This window comes from Microbacterium sp. (genome assembly GCF_026393345.1).
GTDB lineage: Bacteria > Actinomycetota > Actinomycetes > Actinomycetales > Microbacteriaceae > Microbacterium.
Genome location: NZ_JAPLAI010000048.1, coordinates 26,210 through 42,207, shown reverse-complemented (window position 1 = coordinate 42,207; position 15,998 = coordinate 26,210). Strand labels below are relative to the sequence as shown.

Sequence of the window (15,998 nt, the reverse complement as noted above, 5' to 3'; positions counted from 1 at the left end):
GCTGCTGGACAAGAGCAGCCGGATCGCGGGGGGCACTGAGCCCACCGATGAGCAACTCGACGCCGCGGTCGCAAGGGTCGCCGCCGAGGCCACCCCGGCCCCGTCGGCCGAGCCCGCCGCGGCCGAGGACGACGGTGGCATGCTGTCCGGAGCCATCGTCGCGGTGATCGTGGTGATCGTGCTGCTCGTCGCCGCGGCCGTCGTCACGATCGTCATCATCACCAGGAACAACCGGAAGAACCGTCCGAGGAGTCTGCAATGAGCGAATGGGAAGATCGCCTCCGGAAGCTCGCCGAGGGCAAGCCATGGGACCTGCCGCATGTCGAGCAGACCAAGGCCTCGCTGGAACAGCTTCAGACCATCCTGAAGAAGGTCGCGTCCGACACGGGTCTGACCGGCTCGACGGGCATGGAGGCCAGCCTCACGCTGGACGAGGCCCGGGCCCAGACCCAGATCCTCATCGACTACCTCGCCGAAGACCTGCCGCAGGCCATCGAAGAGGCCAACGAGATCCAGGCCTCCGCCCAGACCGAGCTCGCGAATCTCGGCGCCGGGTCGCTCAGCTCGGAGCAGACAGCCCTGATCCGCGGTGCGGAGGCCGGCGCGACCGTGGTCGTCGGTCCGGTCGCGGTCGTCGTGGGCGAGGGAGCCATCGCCGCCGCCAACGCGTTCTTCGGCAACAAGCGCGAAGAGGAGGCCAAAGCCGCCGTCAACGTCGTGGCAACGAAGCTCAACAGCGCACGCATGAACATCCCGATGGCCCCGTCCGGCACCTACTTCGATGCGCCCGAGGGCGACCCGGGACCCGCCGGCGAGACCCCGGACGTCCCCGGGGGCAGCACGCCGACCGCCCCGGGAGGCGGCTCGCCGCAGGGCCCCGGCGGCAGCGGCTCTTCCGGGCAGGGTCTGGTCGGGTACGCCATCATCGACGAGAGCGGATACCTGATCGACAACGGGGAGCCCACGGACATCCACATCCCGCGGGATCCCGGCAGTCCGCCCCTCATCATCCCCACCCCCGACGGGCCGATCACCGGGACGGGCACCTACCCGGGCGGGAGCACGGGCGGAGGGCTGCTCGGCGGCGGTTCGGGCGGCGGTGTCGGCAGCGGCCTCATGGCAGGTGCCGGCGGCGCGGCGGCGCTCGGCGGTCTGAGCCGGCTCTCCGGCGCGGGTGCGGCGACGTTGGCGAAGCTCGCCGGGCTCGGCGGAGCGGGCGGCATCGGCGGAGCAGGTGGCATCGGCGGCGTCCGTGGCGCCGCAGGCGGCCTCGGCGCCGACGCCGGCCGGACGGGCGGCCTCCTCGGCAGCCGCGGCGGGGCCGGTGCGGCCGCCGGCGCGGCGGAGGGTGCCGCGGGTCGCGGCGCGACCGGGATGGCCGGAGGCGGCGCGGGCGGCGCCGGCGGCCAGGGCGCAGGGCGCGGTGGCAAGCAGCGCGGCCGCGGCCTCGGCGGACCGATTGCTCCCCGCCTGGAAGACGACGAAGAGTTCGGTCCGCTGTCGGAGAACGCCGGCGCCGGCGGACGCGAGTAACGCGGCCATGAGGATCGAGGAGATGCGATGAGCGACAAGATCTCAGCCACCGAAGGAGCCCTGCTCCGCGGTGCCGAGGCGGTGTCCGGCGCCCACGCGGACGTCACCGACAGCACGCGGCGGGTGACCGACGAGCTCGACGAGCTGCAGTCCCTGTGGTCCGGCGAGGCGGCGAAGGCGTACACGGAGATGATGACCACGTGGACGACCGGCGCGGCGCGGATCAACCAGACGCTGATCCGCCTGGAGGAGGCGTTGCGTGCCACGCACAACGACCAGGTGACGCTCGAAACCGAGCACCAGCAGACCATCAGCGGTCTCGGCGCGATCATGGGAGGCGAGTGACCATGGCTGACCTGAAGGTGTCCCCGGAGGGACTGAGCGCCGCCGCCGCCGCGCTGAAGCAGGAGAGCGCACGGATCGAAGCCGTGCTCGCGGGACTCGAGCAGGAGGCCAACCGGCTGCGCGGTAACTGGGACGGCGCGGCACGCGTCGCCTACGACCTCGCCCAGCGGGAGTGGTCGACGACGTTCGCCCACATGAAGAGCGTGCTGGCGAGCATCGCCGAGGCCACGCAGCAGATCGGGGAGAACTACGTCGAGGCCGACAAGCGGTCTGCCAAGCTCTTCCGGCGGTGACCCGGCTCGCGGTTACGCTGAGCCGAGCACAGCAGCGACGTCGCAGCATCCGACTGCGACGTCGTCGAATCACGTCGGGGGGATGCTGAGGTCATGGGGACGGTCACAGAGCGACGTCGGGTGGCGATCGTCGATGGTGCGACGCGCCACGACCTGAGCCTGCCCTTCGACGTGACGCTCACGGACGCCCTGACCAGCATCGGCATCCGCCCGCACGTGGGGCGCGAAGTGCTCGTGGAACCCGATGGGCGGGAAGTCAGCACCCTGATGCGGGCCGAGGATCTCGAAGACGGTGCGGTTCTCGCGTTCGTCGACCTGACCCCCGGTCCCCCGCGCCGTCGCGGCGGCCTCCGAGGACGCGCGGACCGGTCGGATGCGGCTGCCGCCTGGTGGACGGTACTCGCCGTCGCGGCACTGCTCGCCGGGGTCTCCCTGCTCGCCCCCGAGGTTCTCCCACCCGTCGCGCACACCTGGCTCGCCGTCATCGCCGCCGTCGGATCGCTGGCGGCCGGGCTGCAGTACGTCCTGCGCGCGAGCGCCGATCGCTCCGGCGCGACGCCGACGCTCGTCGCCCTCCTCGCCCTGGCGTTCGCCGCCGGCGCCACCGCCGTGCCCGCTCTGCCCGCCGCGGCCGATGTGCTCGGCGTGTTCGCGGGCCTGCTCACCGCCGCCGTGATCGCCGGAGTCCTCGGGCTGATCGCGCGCCCCGCCGGGCTGCACGCCGCCCTCACCGCGTCCACCACGCTCCTCCTCGTCCTTGCGGGGGTGTGGGGACTCACCCTGCTGCTGGGACTCCCTGCCGCCTCGGCGGCCGCCGTCACGGTCGGCCTCACCCCGGTCGCGCTCCGCGCCCTGCTGTCGACGCTGATGGAGGTACCGCCGGGGTTGTTCATCGACTACGCCCGGTACCAGTCCACGCGATGGAGCGTCCGTCAGCAGCTCCCCGCCGAGGTGCACGGGATCGGCGCCGCAGACGCGCGCCGGCTCGTCGCCCGATCGACCGGACGACTCGTCGCCGGCACCGTCGTGCTGTGCGTCGCCACCGCCCTCAGCATCCCGGCCGCCCTCCCGGGTCTCGACGGTTCGGATCCGCTGGTGCTGGCGGGCCGCATCGCCCTCGTGATCACCACGGTGCTCGCCCTCCTGCTCGGCGCCCGCCGCTTCTCCACGCCGCTGCTGCGGTGGCTGCCGCGGAGCACGGCCGCCGTCATCCTGCTCGTCGTCGCGTTCGCCGCGGTGCGGGTCGGCGACGCCGGGGGCCTCACCCTCGCGGCCGGCGTGTGCCTCGTGGCGGGCGCTGCCGTCGCGTTCGCGGTGGTGCCCGCCGGGCGCGGTGCACGATCGCTGTTCTGGTCGCGGCTCGGCGACGCGTTCGAATGGATCGCGATCGCCTTGTCCCTGCCGGCGGCCCTGCTGGCCGCGGATGCCGTCGACGTGCTCCGTGGAATGATGGCCGCATGACCCTGCCGCCGCAGTTCACCGGGGAACCGGCGCGCACCGGAACCCGCCTCGCCGCGTTCAGCATCGACGCGGCGATCGTTCTCGTCGTCGCCGTCGTCACCGCGCTCCTGACCGGCTCACCGGCGTTCGGGATGCTGCTGGCGGGCGAGGCCGTGCTCGCCCTGTGGATCCTGCAGTCCCGCGCCGGGGTCAGCCCCGGCAAGGCCCTGCTGCGTCTGCGGGTCAGCCGGATCGACGCGCCCTTCTCCCCCGGCGCCGGTCGCTCGTTCGTGCGCGGCTCGCTCGTCGCGATCGGCGGTCTCGTCTTCGCCGCCGGCGCCTGGGTCGTCGAGGCATCCGGCGCCTGGGACCGTTCCGGCGCCCGTCGCTCGTGGGCGGACCGCGCCGCGCAGACCGTCGTCGTCGCCGCCCCCGCCCGGCCGTCCGCGCGTGAACGTGCCGGCGGCCCCGGCCCCGGCCCGGCCCGGCTCGCCGTTCCCGAACCCACGGTGGTCGCTCGACCCTGGACCCCCGCCGCCGTCGCCTCGACCGGCAGCCGCGGTCCGGTCGCGCCGCGCGGCGCCGCCCGCATCCACGAACCCCTGGCGCCGCCCGCACCCCCGGCACCGCCCGCCGCCCCGGTGTGGGGCGCGCAGCAGCCGGCACCCGAGACCACGGATGCGGCATCCGCCCCGGTTCCCGACGACGCCACCGGTGCGCTGCTGCTCATCTTCGACACCGGCCAGCGGGAGCATCTGAGCCTTCGCCATGCGGCGGTGCTCGGTCGCAATCCCGCCCCGGTCGAGGACACCGACGTCCTCATCGGGGTCGAGGACCCCGATGCGAGCGTCTCCAAGGACCACCTGCGCGTGGAGTACGACCGCGGCGGCCTGTGGGTCACCGACCTCGGCTCCACGAACGGCACCGAGCTCGTCGACGACGACGGCTCGACCCGGGCGGTCGAGCCCGGCCGTCGCACCGGGGTCGACGACGATGTGCGGGTCCGCATCGGGAATCGGACGTTCACCGTGAGCCGGCTGATGGGAGCGACGTCGTGAGCAAGGGACCCCGTCTGGCCCCACCCACCGTGCCGAGCGGCCGCATCGTCGTGCAGGCGCCGCCGGAGCTGGTGCCGAGCGAAGGCGGCAGCAGCCTGCTGACATCGTTGCTGCCGATGCTCGGCAGCGTCGGCGCCATCGTCATGGTGACGATCTCAAACGCCGGCCCCACCGGGTTCATCACGGGCGGCATGTTCCTGCTCTCCTCCCTCGGCTTCGTGGCCGTCAACGGGTGGCGGCAGCGCTCCCAGCGCACCGCCCAGGTGCTCGGCAACCGCCGCGAGTACCTCGCGTACCTGGCGGAGCTGCGGGACACCGTCCGCACCGCCGCGAAGAAGCAACGGCGCTATGGCGCCTGGGTCACCCCCGCACCCGCCGCGCTGCCGTTCATCGCGGAGGAGCGCACCCGCGTGTGGGAGCGACAGCCGGGCGACGAGAACTTCCTCCTCACCCGCATCGGCACCTCCGACCAGCCGTTGTGCGTCACTCTGGAGGCCCCCGAGCTGCCGCCGCTCGCGCAGCTCGACCCGGTCGCCGCCTCCGCCGCGCACCGCTTCATGCTCACGCACGAGACGCAGCCCGATCTGCCGCTGGGGGTGCGTCTCACCGACCACGCCAAGATCGAGATCGTCGGCCCCGATGAAGAGGCGGTGCGCTCGCTCGCCCGCTCCATGATCGCCAGCGTCACGACCCTGCAGGACCCCGAGGACGTCGTGGTCGCGGTGCTCGCGGGTGCCGCGCAGCAGCCCGCCTGGGACTGGGTGAAGTGGCTGCCGCACGCCATGTCCGCCCGCGGCGAAGATCGTCTCGGCCCCGCCCGCATGATCGCATCCTCCCTCGACGACCTCGAGGACCTGCTGCCGGCAGGGCTTCGGGAACGTCCCCGCTTCGGCCGCGGCGGCGGGGTCACCCCGCACGTGCTGCTCGTCGTCGACGGCGTGCGGCTGCCGATCGGCGACCCGGTCGTCGGTGGCGACGGGATGCTGGGCGTCACCGTGCTGGAACTTCCCACCCGCTGGGCGGAGCTGGAGAACCCGGACGTGCTGCGCATCGCCCTGCCTGCGGCAGAAGCGACCGACCGTCGTGCGGAACTCATCGACCTCGCCAGCGGCTCGACCCCGTTCACCGCAGATGCCGCATCCGTCGCCGAGGTGGAGGCGACCGCCCGACGGCTCATGCCGCTGTACTCGAGCCCCACCGCGCTGGCCGAGACTTCGGGCGCGCAGCAGGGACAGCGAGAGCTCGTGGAGCTCCTCGGTCTACCGGACGTGCGCGAGATCGACTTCGACCGGGCCTGGGCCAGCCGCCTGGAGCGGGACCGGCTGCGGGTGCCGATCGGTCAGGACACAGACGGTTTCCCTCTCGTGCTCGACCTCAAGGAATCCGCCCAGCAGGGCATGGGCCCGCACGGCGTGATGATCGGCGCCACCGGCTCCGGCAAGTCCGAGGTGCTGCGCACCCTGGTGCTGGCGCTCGCGCTGACCCACTCGCCCGAGCAGCTGAACTTCGTCCTCGTCGACTTCAAGGGTGGGGCGACCTTCGCCGGGATGGCCGGGATGCCGCACGTTTCGGCGATCATCACGAACCTCGGCAGTGAGCTCGCGCTCGTCGACCGGTTCCAGGACGCCCTGCAGGGCGAGGTGGTGCGGCGGCAGGAGCTGCTGCGCGCGGCCGGCAACTTCTCCAACGTGCTGGACTACGAGAAGGCGCGGCGCGGCGGACGCACCGACCTCGAACCGCTCCCGGCCCTCCTCATCGTGGCGGACGAGTTCTCCGAGCTGCTCGCGGCCAAGCCCGAGTTCGTGGAGAGCTTCATCAACATCGGCCGCGTCGGCCGATCGCTCCAGGTGCATCTGCTGCTGGCGTCGCAGCGGCTGGAGGAGGGCAAGCTCCGCGGCCTCGACACCCATCTCTCGTACCGGATCGGCCTGCGCACGTTCTCGGCGGCCGAGTCGCGCACCATCATCGGCACACCGGACGCCTACACGCTGCCACAGGAACCAGGTGTCGGCTTCCTCAAGGCGGACACCGAGAACCTGACCCAGTTCAAGGCCGCGTACGTCTCCGGTCCGCCGAAGACCACCATGCGCCGCGGTCCGGCACACGCCGGGGCAGATGTCGACACCTCCGCCAGCATCGAGCTCTTCACCGCCGCCGCGCAGCCCCTGGAGGTCGTGGAGGAGACGTCCGCCCCGGTCGCCCCGGAGCGGGCGGCGCCGGTCGAGGAACGGTCCACGTTCCAGATCGCGGTGGAGCGGATGGCCGGCCGGGGACCCGCCGCCCATCAGGTGTGGCTGCCGCCGCTGTCCGACCCCGCATCCCTCGACGAACTCATGCCCGACCTCACCGCCGACCCGCAGCTGGGCCTGGTGTCGCCGACGTGGCGTGCCGCCGGCGCCCTCACCGTGCCGCTCGGGATCGTCGACGTGCCGCTCGAGCAGCGCCGCGAGCAGCTCGTGGTGTCGCTCGGCGGCGCGGCGGGACACGTGGCGATCGTCGGCAGCCCGCTCAGCGGCAAGTCGACCCTCGCGCGCACCCTCGTCTCCGCACTGGCGCTGACGACCACGCCGCTGGAAGCGCAGTTCTACGTGCTCGACTTCGGCGGCGGCAGCTTCACCGGCATGCAGCGGCACCCGCACGTCGCGGGCGTCGCGACGCGCACCGAGGCCGAGGCGGTGCGCCGCACGGTGGCCGAGGTGGAGTCGATCATCGACGCGCGCGAGCAGTACTTCCGCGCCAACGGGGTGGACTCGATCGACACCTACCGTCAGCGGCGTGCCCGCGGGCTCGTCGACGACGGCTACGGCGACGTGTTCCTTGTCGTGGACGGCTGGGCGACGCTCCGCAGCGACTACGAGGCCCTCGAGACCCGGGTGCAGACGATCGCTGCGCGGGGTCTCAGCTTCGGCATCCACGTCGTCGTCACCGCCAACCGGTGGCTGGAGATCCGGGCGAGCCTGAAGGACCTCATCCAGACCCGGCTGGAGCTGCGACTGGGCGATCCGTCCGACTCCGAGATCGACCGCAAGCAGGCGGCGAACGTCCCGACCGGTCAGCCCGGTCGCGGCCTCAGCCCGGCGAAGCTGCAGATGCTCTCCGCGCTGCCGCGGATCGACGGCGACAGCAGCCCGTCGAGCCTGGTGGACGGGGTCGACGCCATGATCGCGCGCATCGCAGAGGCGTGGCAGGGCCCCGCGGGGCCGAAGCTGCGACTGCTGCCGGAGCACCTCACGCTCGCCGAGCTGCGCGAGCAAGCGGGTCCGGAGGACCGGCGGATGCTGCTGGGCGTCGACGAGGCGCAGCTCGCCCCGTTCGGCATCGATGTGCGCACCGAGTCGCACCTCTACCTCTACGGCGACGCCGGGATGGGGAAGTCCTCGTTCCTGCGTGGTGTCGCGCACGAGATCACCCGCCTGTACGGTCCGACCGAGGCGAAAATCTTCGTCGTCGACTACCGTCGTGCGCTGCTGGGCGAGATCCCGCAGGAGTATCTCGGCGCGTACCTGACGTCCCACGACATGGCGGCGAGCGGCATGGCGGAGCTCGCGGCGTTCTTCTCCGGCCGCATCCCGGGCCCGGACATCACGCCGGAGCAGCTGCGGGAGCGCAGCTGGTGGAAGGGCGCGGAGGGGTTCATCCTCATCGACGACTACGACCTCGTCGCCACCAGCCAGGGCAACCCGATCGCGGTGCTGCAGCCGCTCCTCGCACAGGCGACGGATCTCGGCCTGCACGTCATCCTCACCCGTCGCACCGGCGGCGCGAGCCGCGCGGCGTACGACCCGATCATCCAGCGGTTCACCGACCTCGGCGCGACCGGCATCCTGCTCGGTGGCAACCCCGAAGAGGGTGCGCTGATCGGCCGGGTGAAGCCGGTGCCCTCGGTGCCGGGTCGCGCGCAGATCGTGAGCCGCGACAGGGGCCTCGTCGCCGCGCAGCTGGCGCTGCCGCCCGCCGTGCACTGACCGCCGTGCATCGACCGCCGCTCATCGAGACTCGCGGTCAGGGACGCTAGCGGGGCGCGCGTGACAGCGCGGTGACAGCGGGACGGATGCGGTGACAGCGGCGTGACGGTGGTCGCGGCGCAGAGTGGGATCAGCCAACAGAAAGGCCCCCACCATGACCTCCTCCACCCCTCCCGCGGTGCTCGCCGAAGGGCTCGTGAAGACGTTCGGCGCGAACCGCGCCGTGGACGGCGTCGACCTGCGCGTCGCCACCGGCACCGTCTACGGCGTGCTCGGACCCAACGGCGCCGGCAAGACCACCACGATCTCCATGCTCGCCACGCTCCTGCGCCCGGACGGCGGCCGCGCAGAGATCTTCGGCCACGACGTGGTCCGCTCCCCGCAGATCGTGCGGCAGCTGATCGGCGTCACCGGCCAGTACGCCTCCGTCGACGAGTCCCTCTCCGCAACCGAGAACCTCATCATCTTCGCGCGCCTGCTCGGCCTGTCGCGCACCGACGCCCGCCTCCGCGCGACCGACCTGCTCGACCGGTTCGGACTCACCGAAGCCGCCCGCCGCCCGCTGAAGCACTTCTCCGGAGGGATGCGGCGGCGCCTCGACCTCGCCGCATCCCTCATCGCGCAGCCGCCCCTGCTCTTCCTCGACGAGCCGACCACGGGCCTGGATCCGCGCACGCGCGGTCAGATGTGGGACACCATCCGCGAGCTCGTCGCAACCGGCTCCACGGTCCTCCTGACCACCCAGTACCTCGACGAAGCCGACCAGCTCGCCGACCGCATCGCCGTCATCGACCACGGCACCGTCGTTGCCGAGGGCACCGGCGACGAGCTCAAGGCCTCGGTCGGCACCGCGAGCCTCCAGCTCCGGCTCGCTGACCCCGCCGACACCACGGACGCCCTCCGTGCGATCGAGCGGGTGCTCGGGGTGCAGGCCACGGTGTCGCCCGAGGCCGCCCGGCTCACTGCACCGATGTCCGACGCCGACCGGGTCGCTGAACTCCTCATCACCCTGCGCGAAGCCGGCATCCACCTGACCGAGATGAGCGTGCAAAAGCCCACCCTCGACGAGGTCTTCCTCACCCTCACCGGTCATACCGCGACCGACGACACCACGCCCTCCGGGCCCGACGAGAAAGAGACGGTGTCCGCATGAGCACCCTCGCCCCCACCGCCGGTCGCATCGTCCCCGCGACCGACCGCACGCTCCACAACCACACCAGCGTGTCCCAGACGCTGCAGAACACTTTCACCATGGCCTACCGGGGCCTGGTGAAGATCCGGCGCACCCCGGAGCAGTTGCTCGACGTCACCCTGCAGCCGATCATCTTCACGCTCATGTTCGCGTACATCTTCGGCGGCGCGATCGCCGGGGACGTACAGAACTACCTGCCGCAGCTGATCCCCGGCATCCTGGTGCAGACCGTGATCACGACCTCCGTCGTCACCGGCACCCAACTGCGCGAGGACATGGACAAGGGGGTGTTCGACCGGTTCCGTTCGCTCCCGATCGCCCGCATCGCCCCGCTGTCGGGGGCACTGCTCGCCGACACCCTGCGGTACGCCATCGCGACCACGCTGACCTTCGTCATGGGGTTCATCATGGGATACCGCCCGGCGGGCGGGCTGCTCGCCGTCATCGGCGCCGCCCTGCTCGTGATCGTCTGCTCCTGGGCGGTGAGCTGGATCTTCGCGTTCCTCGGGGTGATGGCGCGCACCGCGTCCAGCGTCCAGGGCATCTCGATGCTCGTCCTGTTCCCGCTGACGTTCCTCTCGAACGCCTACGTGCCGGTGGACACGTTGCCCAGCTGGCTGGGCTGGTTCGCGAACATCAACCCGGTCTCGCACCTTGTGACCGCGGTCCGCGAGCTCGCGAACAACGGTGCGATCGGCGGTGACCTGTGGGCGTCGCTCCTCGGCGCCGCGGTCATCGTCGCCGTGTTCGCCCCGCTCACGGTGCGGGCGTACATGCGCAAGGCCTGAGTCAGATCCGCGCGACCAGCGCGGTGAGATCCACGGGGTCGGATGCTGCCGCATCCGGCCCCGCTGCCTCGATCCGGGCGCGCACCGCGACGATCACCGGGTCGGTGAGGTCGGGGCGACCGCGCAGCCGGTCCGCCTCGGCGAGCGCCCGCCGCGCATCGGGCAGGCGGTCGGCGGCCGCGAACCAGGCGGCGACCGCCACCGCGACCTCCGACATGATGGGAAAGTCGCCGGTCTGCACCGCGATGGGGGCGGCGCGGCGCAGACTCTCGGCGGCCGCATCGAGATCGCCCACCAGAACGAGGGCCTCGGCCCGCTTGCCCTCCCGCCAGGCGAGGATCTGCCGCGGGAAGCCGCTGCCGTCACGCTCCTCGGCCTCGTCGAGTCGCGCGAGTGCGCGGAGCGCGGCAGCGCCGTCGCCGACGGCGACATCGATGGTCGCCGCCGTCGTCACCGCCTGCCCCACCACGCGGTCCGACCCGTCGGCGAGCGCCGCCGTCATCATCGTCGCGACGCGCCGGCGGGCCTCGTCGATCCGGCCGAGACGGATGAGCAGCGAGACTCCGAGGCTCCGCTGCTGCAGCAGGTCAGACAGCGACGTGAGCCCCTCGAGTCCTTCGGTAGACGCATCGGCGACCTGCAGCGCCTCCTCGAGCCGTCCGTCGAGCAGGAGCCACTCCGACCGCATCTGGCTGGCCAGGGCGATCCCCCACACGTCTCCGACCCGGCGGAACATCTCCAGCGCGCGACCACTGCACTCACCCAGGGGCTCGATGTCGCCGTTGTTCTGGGCGACGGCGGCGCGCATGACGGCGACGAACGCCCGGCTCCACTCGGGAGCGTCCGCGACGTCGGCCTCGTCGAGCTCGATCCGGGCGGACCACGATTCCTCGGCCGCCCGTTTCTCGAGCAGCCGGACCGCGGCGGGAAGGACCGCCGGCAGGACCGCGGTCAGCTCGGACGGATGCTGGACGGCGGCCTCCGCCACCGTTCGCGCGCGCTCGTCGATGGCCGCGATGTCGTCGTCACCGGTCAAGACGCGCAGCAGCAACGCGGTACCGGCCACCAGCACGGCGGGCTCGGAGTCGAGCGCGGGCGGCGAGAACCGCTGCAGCGCCTCGGTCAGCAGGTCGCCGCGTTCGCGCATGAGCCACACCCAGAACTGCGCCCGGACGAGCAGGACCGCGGTGTCGAGGTGATCGTCGTGGGTGTCGCACCACCGCAGCGCCGACGAGAGGTTCTCGTCGTTCGCGTCGTACCAGGCCACGCCTTCCCGGACGCGGCTGGTGCGCAACAGCGCGTCCCGCGACAGGGCGAGCCGGGCGATGACGTCGGCCTGCCGTCCGCGGAACTCCGCCAGCCGGCCGCTCCGGGTCACCCGGTCGACGCTGCACCAGGGACCGGTCGACGAGATCGTCGACGGTCGCCGCGCGCCGGCCGAACGCCGTGGCGACCTCGTCGAGATCCGCGACCCCGACGCCGTCCGGGAACACCGCGAGCACGAGCAGGGTGTCCCGCTCGTCGGGAGTGAGCAGGTCCCAGCTCCAGTCGATGACGGCGCGGAGGGTCTGATGCCGCGGTGCGGCGGTGCGGGGGCCGCGGTCGAGCAGCGCGAACCGGTCGGTGAGTCCCGTCTCGATCTCGGCCGCGGTGAGCACCCGCGCCTTCGCCCCCGCCAATTCCAGGGCGAGCGGGAGGCCGTCCAGCCGTCGGGCGATGCGGGCGACGGCATCCGTCTCGGTCGGCTCGACGGCACGCCCGCGGGCGGCGCGGATGCGGCGGGCGAGCAGATCGACGGCATCCTGGTCGGCGAGCGCGCCGACCTCGACGAACGCCTCGCCAGCGACGCCCAGCGGTTCGCGGCTGGTGACGAGCAGGCGGGTGGTCGGCGCTGCCTGCAGCAACGCGGCCGCCACCGCCGCGGTCTCCGCCGCGACGTGCTCCGCGTTGTCCAGCACGAGCAGCAGCGTGCGGCCGGCCACCGCCTCGAGCACCCGCTCCCGGGTGGAGGTGCGTGCCGCGGCGGAGTCAGGAAGACGGATGCTGCGCCCGAGCGCCGTCGCCACCGCATCCCACACCTCCCCGGGCGCTGCGGGCGCGAGCTCGACGAACACCGCCGCCGGAGCGCGGCGGGCGGCCTCGAGCGCGAGGGTGGTCTTCCCGGCCCCGCCCGGGCCGAGCAGGGTGACGAGGCGTTCGTCGGCGAGCTGCGCGTCGATGAGCGCGAGTTCGGCGGTCCGGCCGATGAGCGCGGTCACGGCGGCGGGAACAGCCGGGTGAGGATCCGCCTCGACGGGTGCCGCGGCGGGAATGTCCGAGGGCGCCGCCGCGGCGAGCCGTTCGGCGTGCGCGCGGTCCTCGAGCAAGTCCCGCACCACCCAGTCGAACCCGTCCGGCGTCCACGGGTCGCCGCGCCACAGCGCCAGCGCGGCACGGGCCTCCCCTGGCGCGTGGTCCTCCCGCGCCCGGGCCACCCGATCGGCGAACGCGACGATGTCGACGTCGCTCCGCGCGACGGCCAGCCGGTAGCCGCCCGGCACGGCCTGCAGCACGCCGGCGGGCAGCACCCGGCGGAGGCGCGAGACGAGCGACTGCAACGCCGCTCGCGGGTCCACCGGCGGATCGGACGGCCAGACGTCCTCGGCGAGTGCGCGGTAGCCGGCGCGAGCCGGAACAGCAGCGCCTGCTGGCCGCGTCCGCGCACGTCGCGCAGCGCGCCGTCGGCGTCGTCGACGGCGAACCCGCCGAAGAAGCGCAGCCGCACCGTCTCACTGTAGGACGGGCCGCGGCCCCACGCGGGTCGCGACGCCCTGCCCCTGACGCCGAGATGGGTTCTGCGCCCCGAGACCCGGGGGAAACCCCACGGTTTCGGGGCCCAGAACCCATCCCGCGGTCAAGGGCCACGGTCAGGGCCGCGGTCCGCCGGCGGTCGGGAGCGGCGTCAGCGAGCGTCGAGCAGCTCGCGGAGGGCGCGGATGGCGGGGGCTTCGGTCATCGTCGCGCGCCACACCAGCGTGACCGGACGGGTGGGCACCGGATCGTGCACCGGCACCGCGACGACGCCGTCGGGCAGCCGCCCCCGGCCGAGGCGGGGGACGAGCGCCACCGCGACGCCGGCGGCCACGAGCTCGCCCTGCGAGGCGAACTCCAGGCACCAGTAGTCGATCCGCGGCGGCGACGGCTCACCACGGAACATGTGGCAGAACCACTCGTAACAGATGGTGCCGTCGGGGGTGGAGGCCCATGTGCGGTCCCGGATGTCGGCGGGGGTGACGGCGGTGGCTCCGGCGAGCGGATCGTCCGCGGGCAACAGCACGTCGGCAACGTCGCGGAAGAGTTCTTCGCTGCGCAGGCTCGGCGGCAGCGCGAGCCCGACCCCCTCCCAGTGGTGCACGATCGCGACGTCCAGGGTCCCCGCGGCGACCGCATCCACCGCGTTCCACGGGTCGAGCTCCTGCACCGTGACCCGGAGGTCCGGATGCTGATCCCGCACCCGCAGGACGAGGCCGGGGACGATGCCGCGGACCGCCGTGGCGAACGCACCGAGCCGGATCGTTCCGGTCGGCCGGGCCTGTGCGTCGTGCAGCCGGGAACGCAGCGACTCGACCTGCTCCCGCAGCAGCGCACCCTCGTCGACGACCCGTCGGCCCGCGGCGGTCAGCACGACACCGCGACCGGCACGGTCGAGCAGGCGCGCGCCCAGATCCCGCTCCAGGCGCTTGATCTGCTGCGACACGGCGGACGGCGTGAATCCCAGTTCGGCGGAGGCGGCGTGAACCGTTCCGGTGCGGGCGATCGCGAGGAGCGCGTCGACGGCGAAGAGGTCGATCATGGCGACAGTCTGCACCCTCCGTCCAGTTAGCGCAGCTACCGGATGGTGTGAAGAATCGTTCGCTGGTGCTGCACGATCCCTCGGGTCATGCTGGACCCGTGCCCCTTCGTTCCGCGCTTGCCGCCGTCCTCGTCGCCCTCATCTGGGGCGTGAACTTCGTCGCGATCGATCTCGGCCTCGACGGGATGCCGCCGACGCTGTTCGTGGCCCTCCGCTTCACCGCGGTCATCCTGCCGGCGATCTTCTTCGTCCCGCGCCCGGCGGCCCGGATGCGGGACGTGCTCCTCGTGGGGCTGTTCATGAGCCTCGGCCAGTTCGGCCTGCTCTACACCGCCCTCGCCCTCGGGATGCCCGCGGGGCTCGCCTCGCTCGTGTTGCAGGCGCAGGTGGTGTTCACCGTCCTGCTCGCGGCGCTCGCCCTCCGCGAGGTCCCCACCCGCTGGCAGGTCGCGGGCGTCGCCGTGGGCTTCGGCGGGCTGATCGTCGTCGGCAGCGGCAGCGCGGCGCATGTCCCGGCGCTCGCGTTCCTCCTCTCGCTCGCCGCCGCCGCGTCATGGGCGACCGGCAACGTCATCGCCCGCCGGGCGGGCGGCGGAGGGGGAGGCCGCTCCGCATCCGGGCCCGGTTCCGGATTGTCGATGACGGTGTGGTCGGCGCTCGTCGTGCCGATCCCCATGCTGGGGCTGTCCCTGCTCGTCGACGGACCGGATGCGGTCGGCTTCGCCCTCACGCACCTCACCGCGGCGCAGTTGCTGTCGACGGCGTACACGGCGTGGCTTGCGAGCCTCGTGGGCTACGGCATCTGGAACACCCTGCTCGCCCGCCACCCGGCATCCGCCGTGGTGCCGTTCACCATGCTCGTGCCGCCGGTCGGGATCGCCGCGGCGTGGCTGGTGCTGGGTGAGACGCCGACCCTCACGGAAGGGATCGGCGGCGTCGTCCTGCTCCTGGGCGTGGCCGTCACCACCGGTCTCTTCCGCCGTCGCCGGGCGACGCCGCCCCCGGTCTCACCCGCACCGCCCGCGCCCCCGGCATCGCTCATGCCCCCGGCATCGCCGCTCGACGCGGAACCCGCCCCGCCGCGACGCTAGGCCGCGGAGCTCAGTCGACCAGCGTCAGGGTCGCGTACTCGCTCGTGCCGCCGTCGAGGATCCGGCGGTAGGAGTCGACGAGGATCGTCCGCAGCAGGTCGAGGTCGACCCCGGCGAGATCCGGGAAGTACAGGCATCCCACCCCGGTGCGATGCGGACCGAGGTCGGCGAGCGCGGCGGCATGGGTCGAGACGCCGTCCAGCAGGTACACCGTGAGGGCAGCCTTCCGGGGGGCGAAGCCGATGATCGGCGAGTGCCCCTGCGTGCCGGTGGGGTACCGGTAGTGGCAGGCGCCGTAGCCGATGATGCCCCCAGCCCACATCTCGGGCTCTCGGCCGGTGACCTCGGCCATCAGCGCGTGCATCGTCTCCGCGTCCCGACGGCGGGCGGCGGGCGTGGTCTTCGCGATCGCCGTCCCGACGTCCGCCCCAGTGCGTTCCATGGCCTCAGTGTGGCACGCC

At 72.9% G+C, this 15,998-nt stretch carries 13 protein-coding genes; 10 read left to right on the top strand and 3 right to left on the bottom strand.

All coding sequences use genetic code 11. From position 1 onward, the window contains the following. The 9 genes from NT132_RS09010 to NT132_RS08970 all read left to right on the top strand — a co-directional run. The coding region (locus tag NT132_RS09010; protein ID WP_297787597.1) for a hypothetical protein at positions 1–262 on the top strand (262 nt) is incomplete at its 5' end. Continuing rightward, positions 259–1,533: a hypothetical protein gene (locus NT132_RS09005; protein WP_297787595.1), complete on the top strand. Its 1,275-nt coding sequence runs from the start codon at positions 259–261 to the stop codon at positions 1,531–1,533. The genes NT132_RS09010 and NT132_RS09005, both read left to right, overlap by 4 nt. A 27-nt stretch (positions 1,534–1,560) precedes the next feature. Then, the gene (locus NT132_RS09000; RefSeq protein ID WP_297787592.1) at positions 1,561–1,878 is read left to right on the top strand and encodes a WXG100 family type VII secretion target; all 318 of its coding nucleotides are present in this window, start codon (positions 1,561–1,563) and stop codon (positions 1,876–1,878) included. A gap of 2 nt (positions 1,879–1,880) precedes the next feature. After that, entirely contained in the window at positions 1,881–2,171 is a 291-nt protein-coding gene (locus tag NT132_RS08995) for a WXG100 family type VII secretion target (protein ID WP_297787590.1), read from the top strand. 93 nt (positions 2,172–2,264) lie between these two features. Beyond that, positions 2,265–3,632 carry a hypothetical protein gene (locus tag NT132_RS08990; RefSeq protein WP_297787588.1) on the top strand — a complete coding sequence of 456 codons (1,368 nt, stop codon included), beginning with the start codon at positions 2,265–2,267 and terminating at the stop codon, positions 3,630–3,632. After that, positions 3,629–4,669, top strand: coding sequence for an RDD family protein (locus tag NT132_RS08985; RefSeq protein WP_297787585.1), 1,041 nt, complete (start codon positions 3,629–3,631; stop codon positions 4,667–4,669). Before NT132_RS08990 ends, NT132_RS08985 begins: the two co-directional genes overlap by 4 nt. Then, positions 4,666–8,634: a type VII secretion protein EccCa gene (eccCa, locus tag NT132_RS08980; RefSeq protein WP_297787583.1), complete on the top strand. Its 3,969-nt coding sequence runs from the start codon at positions 4,666–4,668 to the stop codon at positions 8,632–8,634. The genes NT132_RS08985 and eccCa overlap by 4 nt, the downstream gene beginning before the upstream one ends. A gap of 154 nt (positions 8,635–8,788) precedes the next feature. Continuing rightward, positions 8,789–9,787, top strand: a complete 999-nt coding sequence (locus NT132_RS08975) for an ATP-binding cassette domain-containing protein (RefSeq protein WP_297787581.1) — start codon at positions 8,789–8,791, stop codon at positions 9,785–9,787. Beyond that, positions 9,784–10,614 (top strand): ABC transporter permease, encoded by an 831-nt coding sequence (locus tag NT132_RS08970; protein WP_297787579.1) that lies wholly within the window; start codon positions 9,784–9,786, stop codon positions 10,612–10,614. The genes NT132_RS08975 and NT132_RS08970 overlap by 4 nt, the downstream gene beginning before the upstream one ends. Positions 10,615–11,639: 1,025 nt before the next feature. On the opposite strand, the gene NT132_RS08965 is transcribed toward NT132_RS08970, so the two are convergent. Together NT132_RS08965 and NT132_RS08960 are read right to left on the bottom strand one after the other, a co-directional pair. Beyond that, entirely contained in the window at positions 11,640–13,229 is a 1,590-nt protein-coding gene (locus tag NT132_RS08965; RefSeq protein WP_297787577.1) for an AAA family ATPase, read from the bottom strand. A gap of 326 nt (positions 13,230–13,555) precedes the next feature. Continuing rightward, positions 13,556–14,446 (bottom strand): LysR family transcriptional regulator, encoded by an 891-nt coding sequence (locus NT132_RS08960; RefSeq protein ID WP_297787576.1) that lies wholly within the window; start codon positions 14,444–14,446, stop codon positions 13,556–13,558. 98 nt (positions 14,447–14,544) lie between these two features. On the opposite strand from NT132_RS08960, the gene NT132_RS08955 reads away from it, so the two are divergent. Then, on the top strand, positions 14,545–15,537 hold the full coding sequence (locus NT132_RS08955; protein ID WP_297787575.1) for an EamA family transporter: 993 nt from the start codon (positions 14,545–14,547) through the stop codon (positions 15,535–15,537). A 10-nt stretch (positions 15,538–15,547) separates the two neighbouring features. On the opposite strand, the gene NT132_RS08950 is transcribed toward NT132_RS08955, so the two are convergent. Continuing rightward, positions 15,548–15,979 carry a DUF1801 domain-containing protein gene (locus NT132_RS08950; RefSeq protein WP_297787573.1) on the bottom strand — a complete coding sequence of 144 codons (432 nt, stop codon included), beginning with the start codon at positions 15,977–15,979 and terminating at the stop codon, positions 15,548–15,550. Positions 15,980–15,998 lie beyond the last annotated feature (19 nt).

Coding starts and splice junctions, on each gene's coding strand:
- NT132_RS08950 (WP_297787573.1), bottom strand. CDS start 15,979: ATGGAACGCACTGGGGCGGACGTCGGGACGGCGATCGCGAAGACCACG.
- NT132_RS08970 (WP_297787579.1), top strand. CDS start 9,784: ATGAGCACCCTCGCCCCCACCGCCGGTCGCATCGTCCCCGCGACCGAC.
- NT132_RS08960 (WP_297787576.1), bottom strand. CDS start 14,446: ATGATCGACCTCTTCGCCGTCGACGCGCTCCTCGCGATCGCCCGCACC.
- NT132_RS08995 (WP_297787590.1), top strand. CDS start 1,881: ATGGCTGACCTGAAGGTGTCCCCGGAGGGACTGAGCGCCGCCGCCGCC.
- NT132_RS09000 (WP_297787592.1), top strand. CDS start 1,561: ATGAGCGACAAGATCTCAGCCACCGAAGGAGCCCTGCTCCGCGGTGCC.
- NT132_RS09005 (WP_297787595.1), top strand. CDS start 259: ATGAGCGAATGGGAAGATCGCCTCCGGAAGCTCGCCGAGGGCAAGCCA.
- NT132_RS08985 (WP_297787585.1), top strand. CDS start 3,629: ATGACCCTGCCGCCGCAGTTCACCGGGGAACCGGCGCGCACCGGAACC.
- NT132_RS08975 (WP_297787581.1), top strand. CDS start 8,789: ATGACCTCCTCCACCCCTCCCGCGGTGCTCGCCGAAGGGCTCGTGAAG.
- NT132_RS08990 (WP_297787588.1), top strand. CDS start 2,265: ATGGGGACGGTCACAGAGCGACGTCGGGTGGCGATCGTCGATGGTGCG.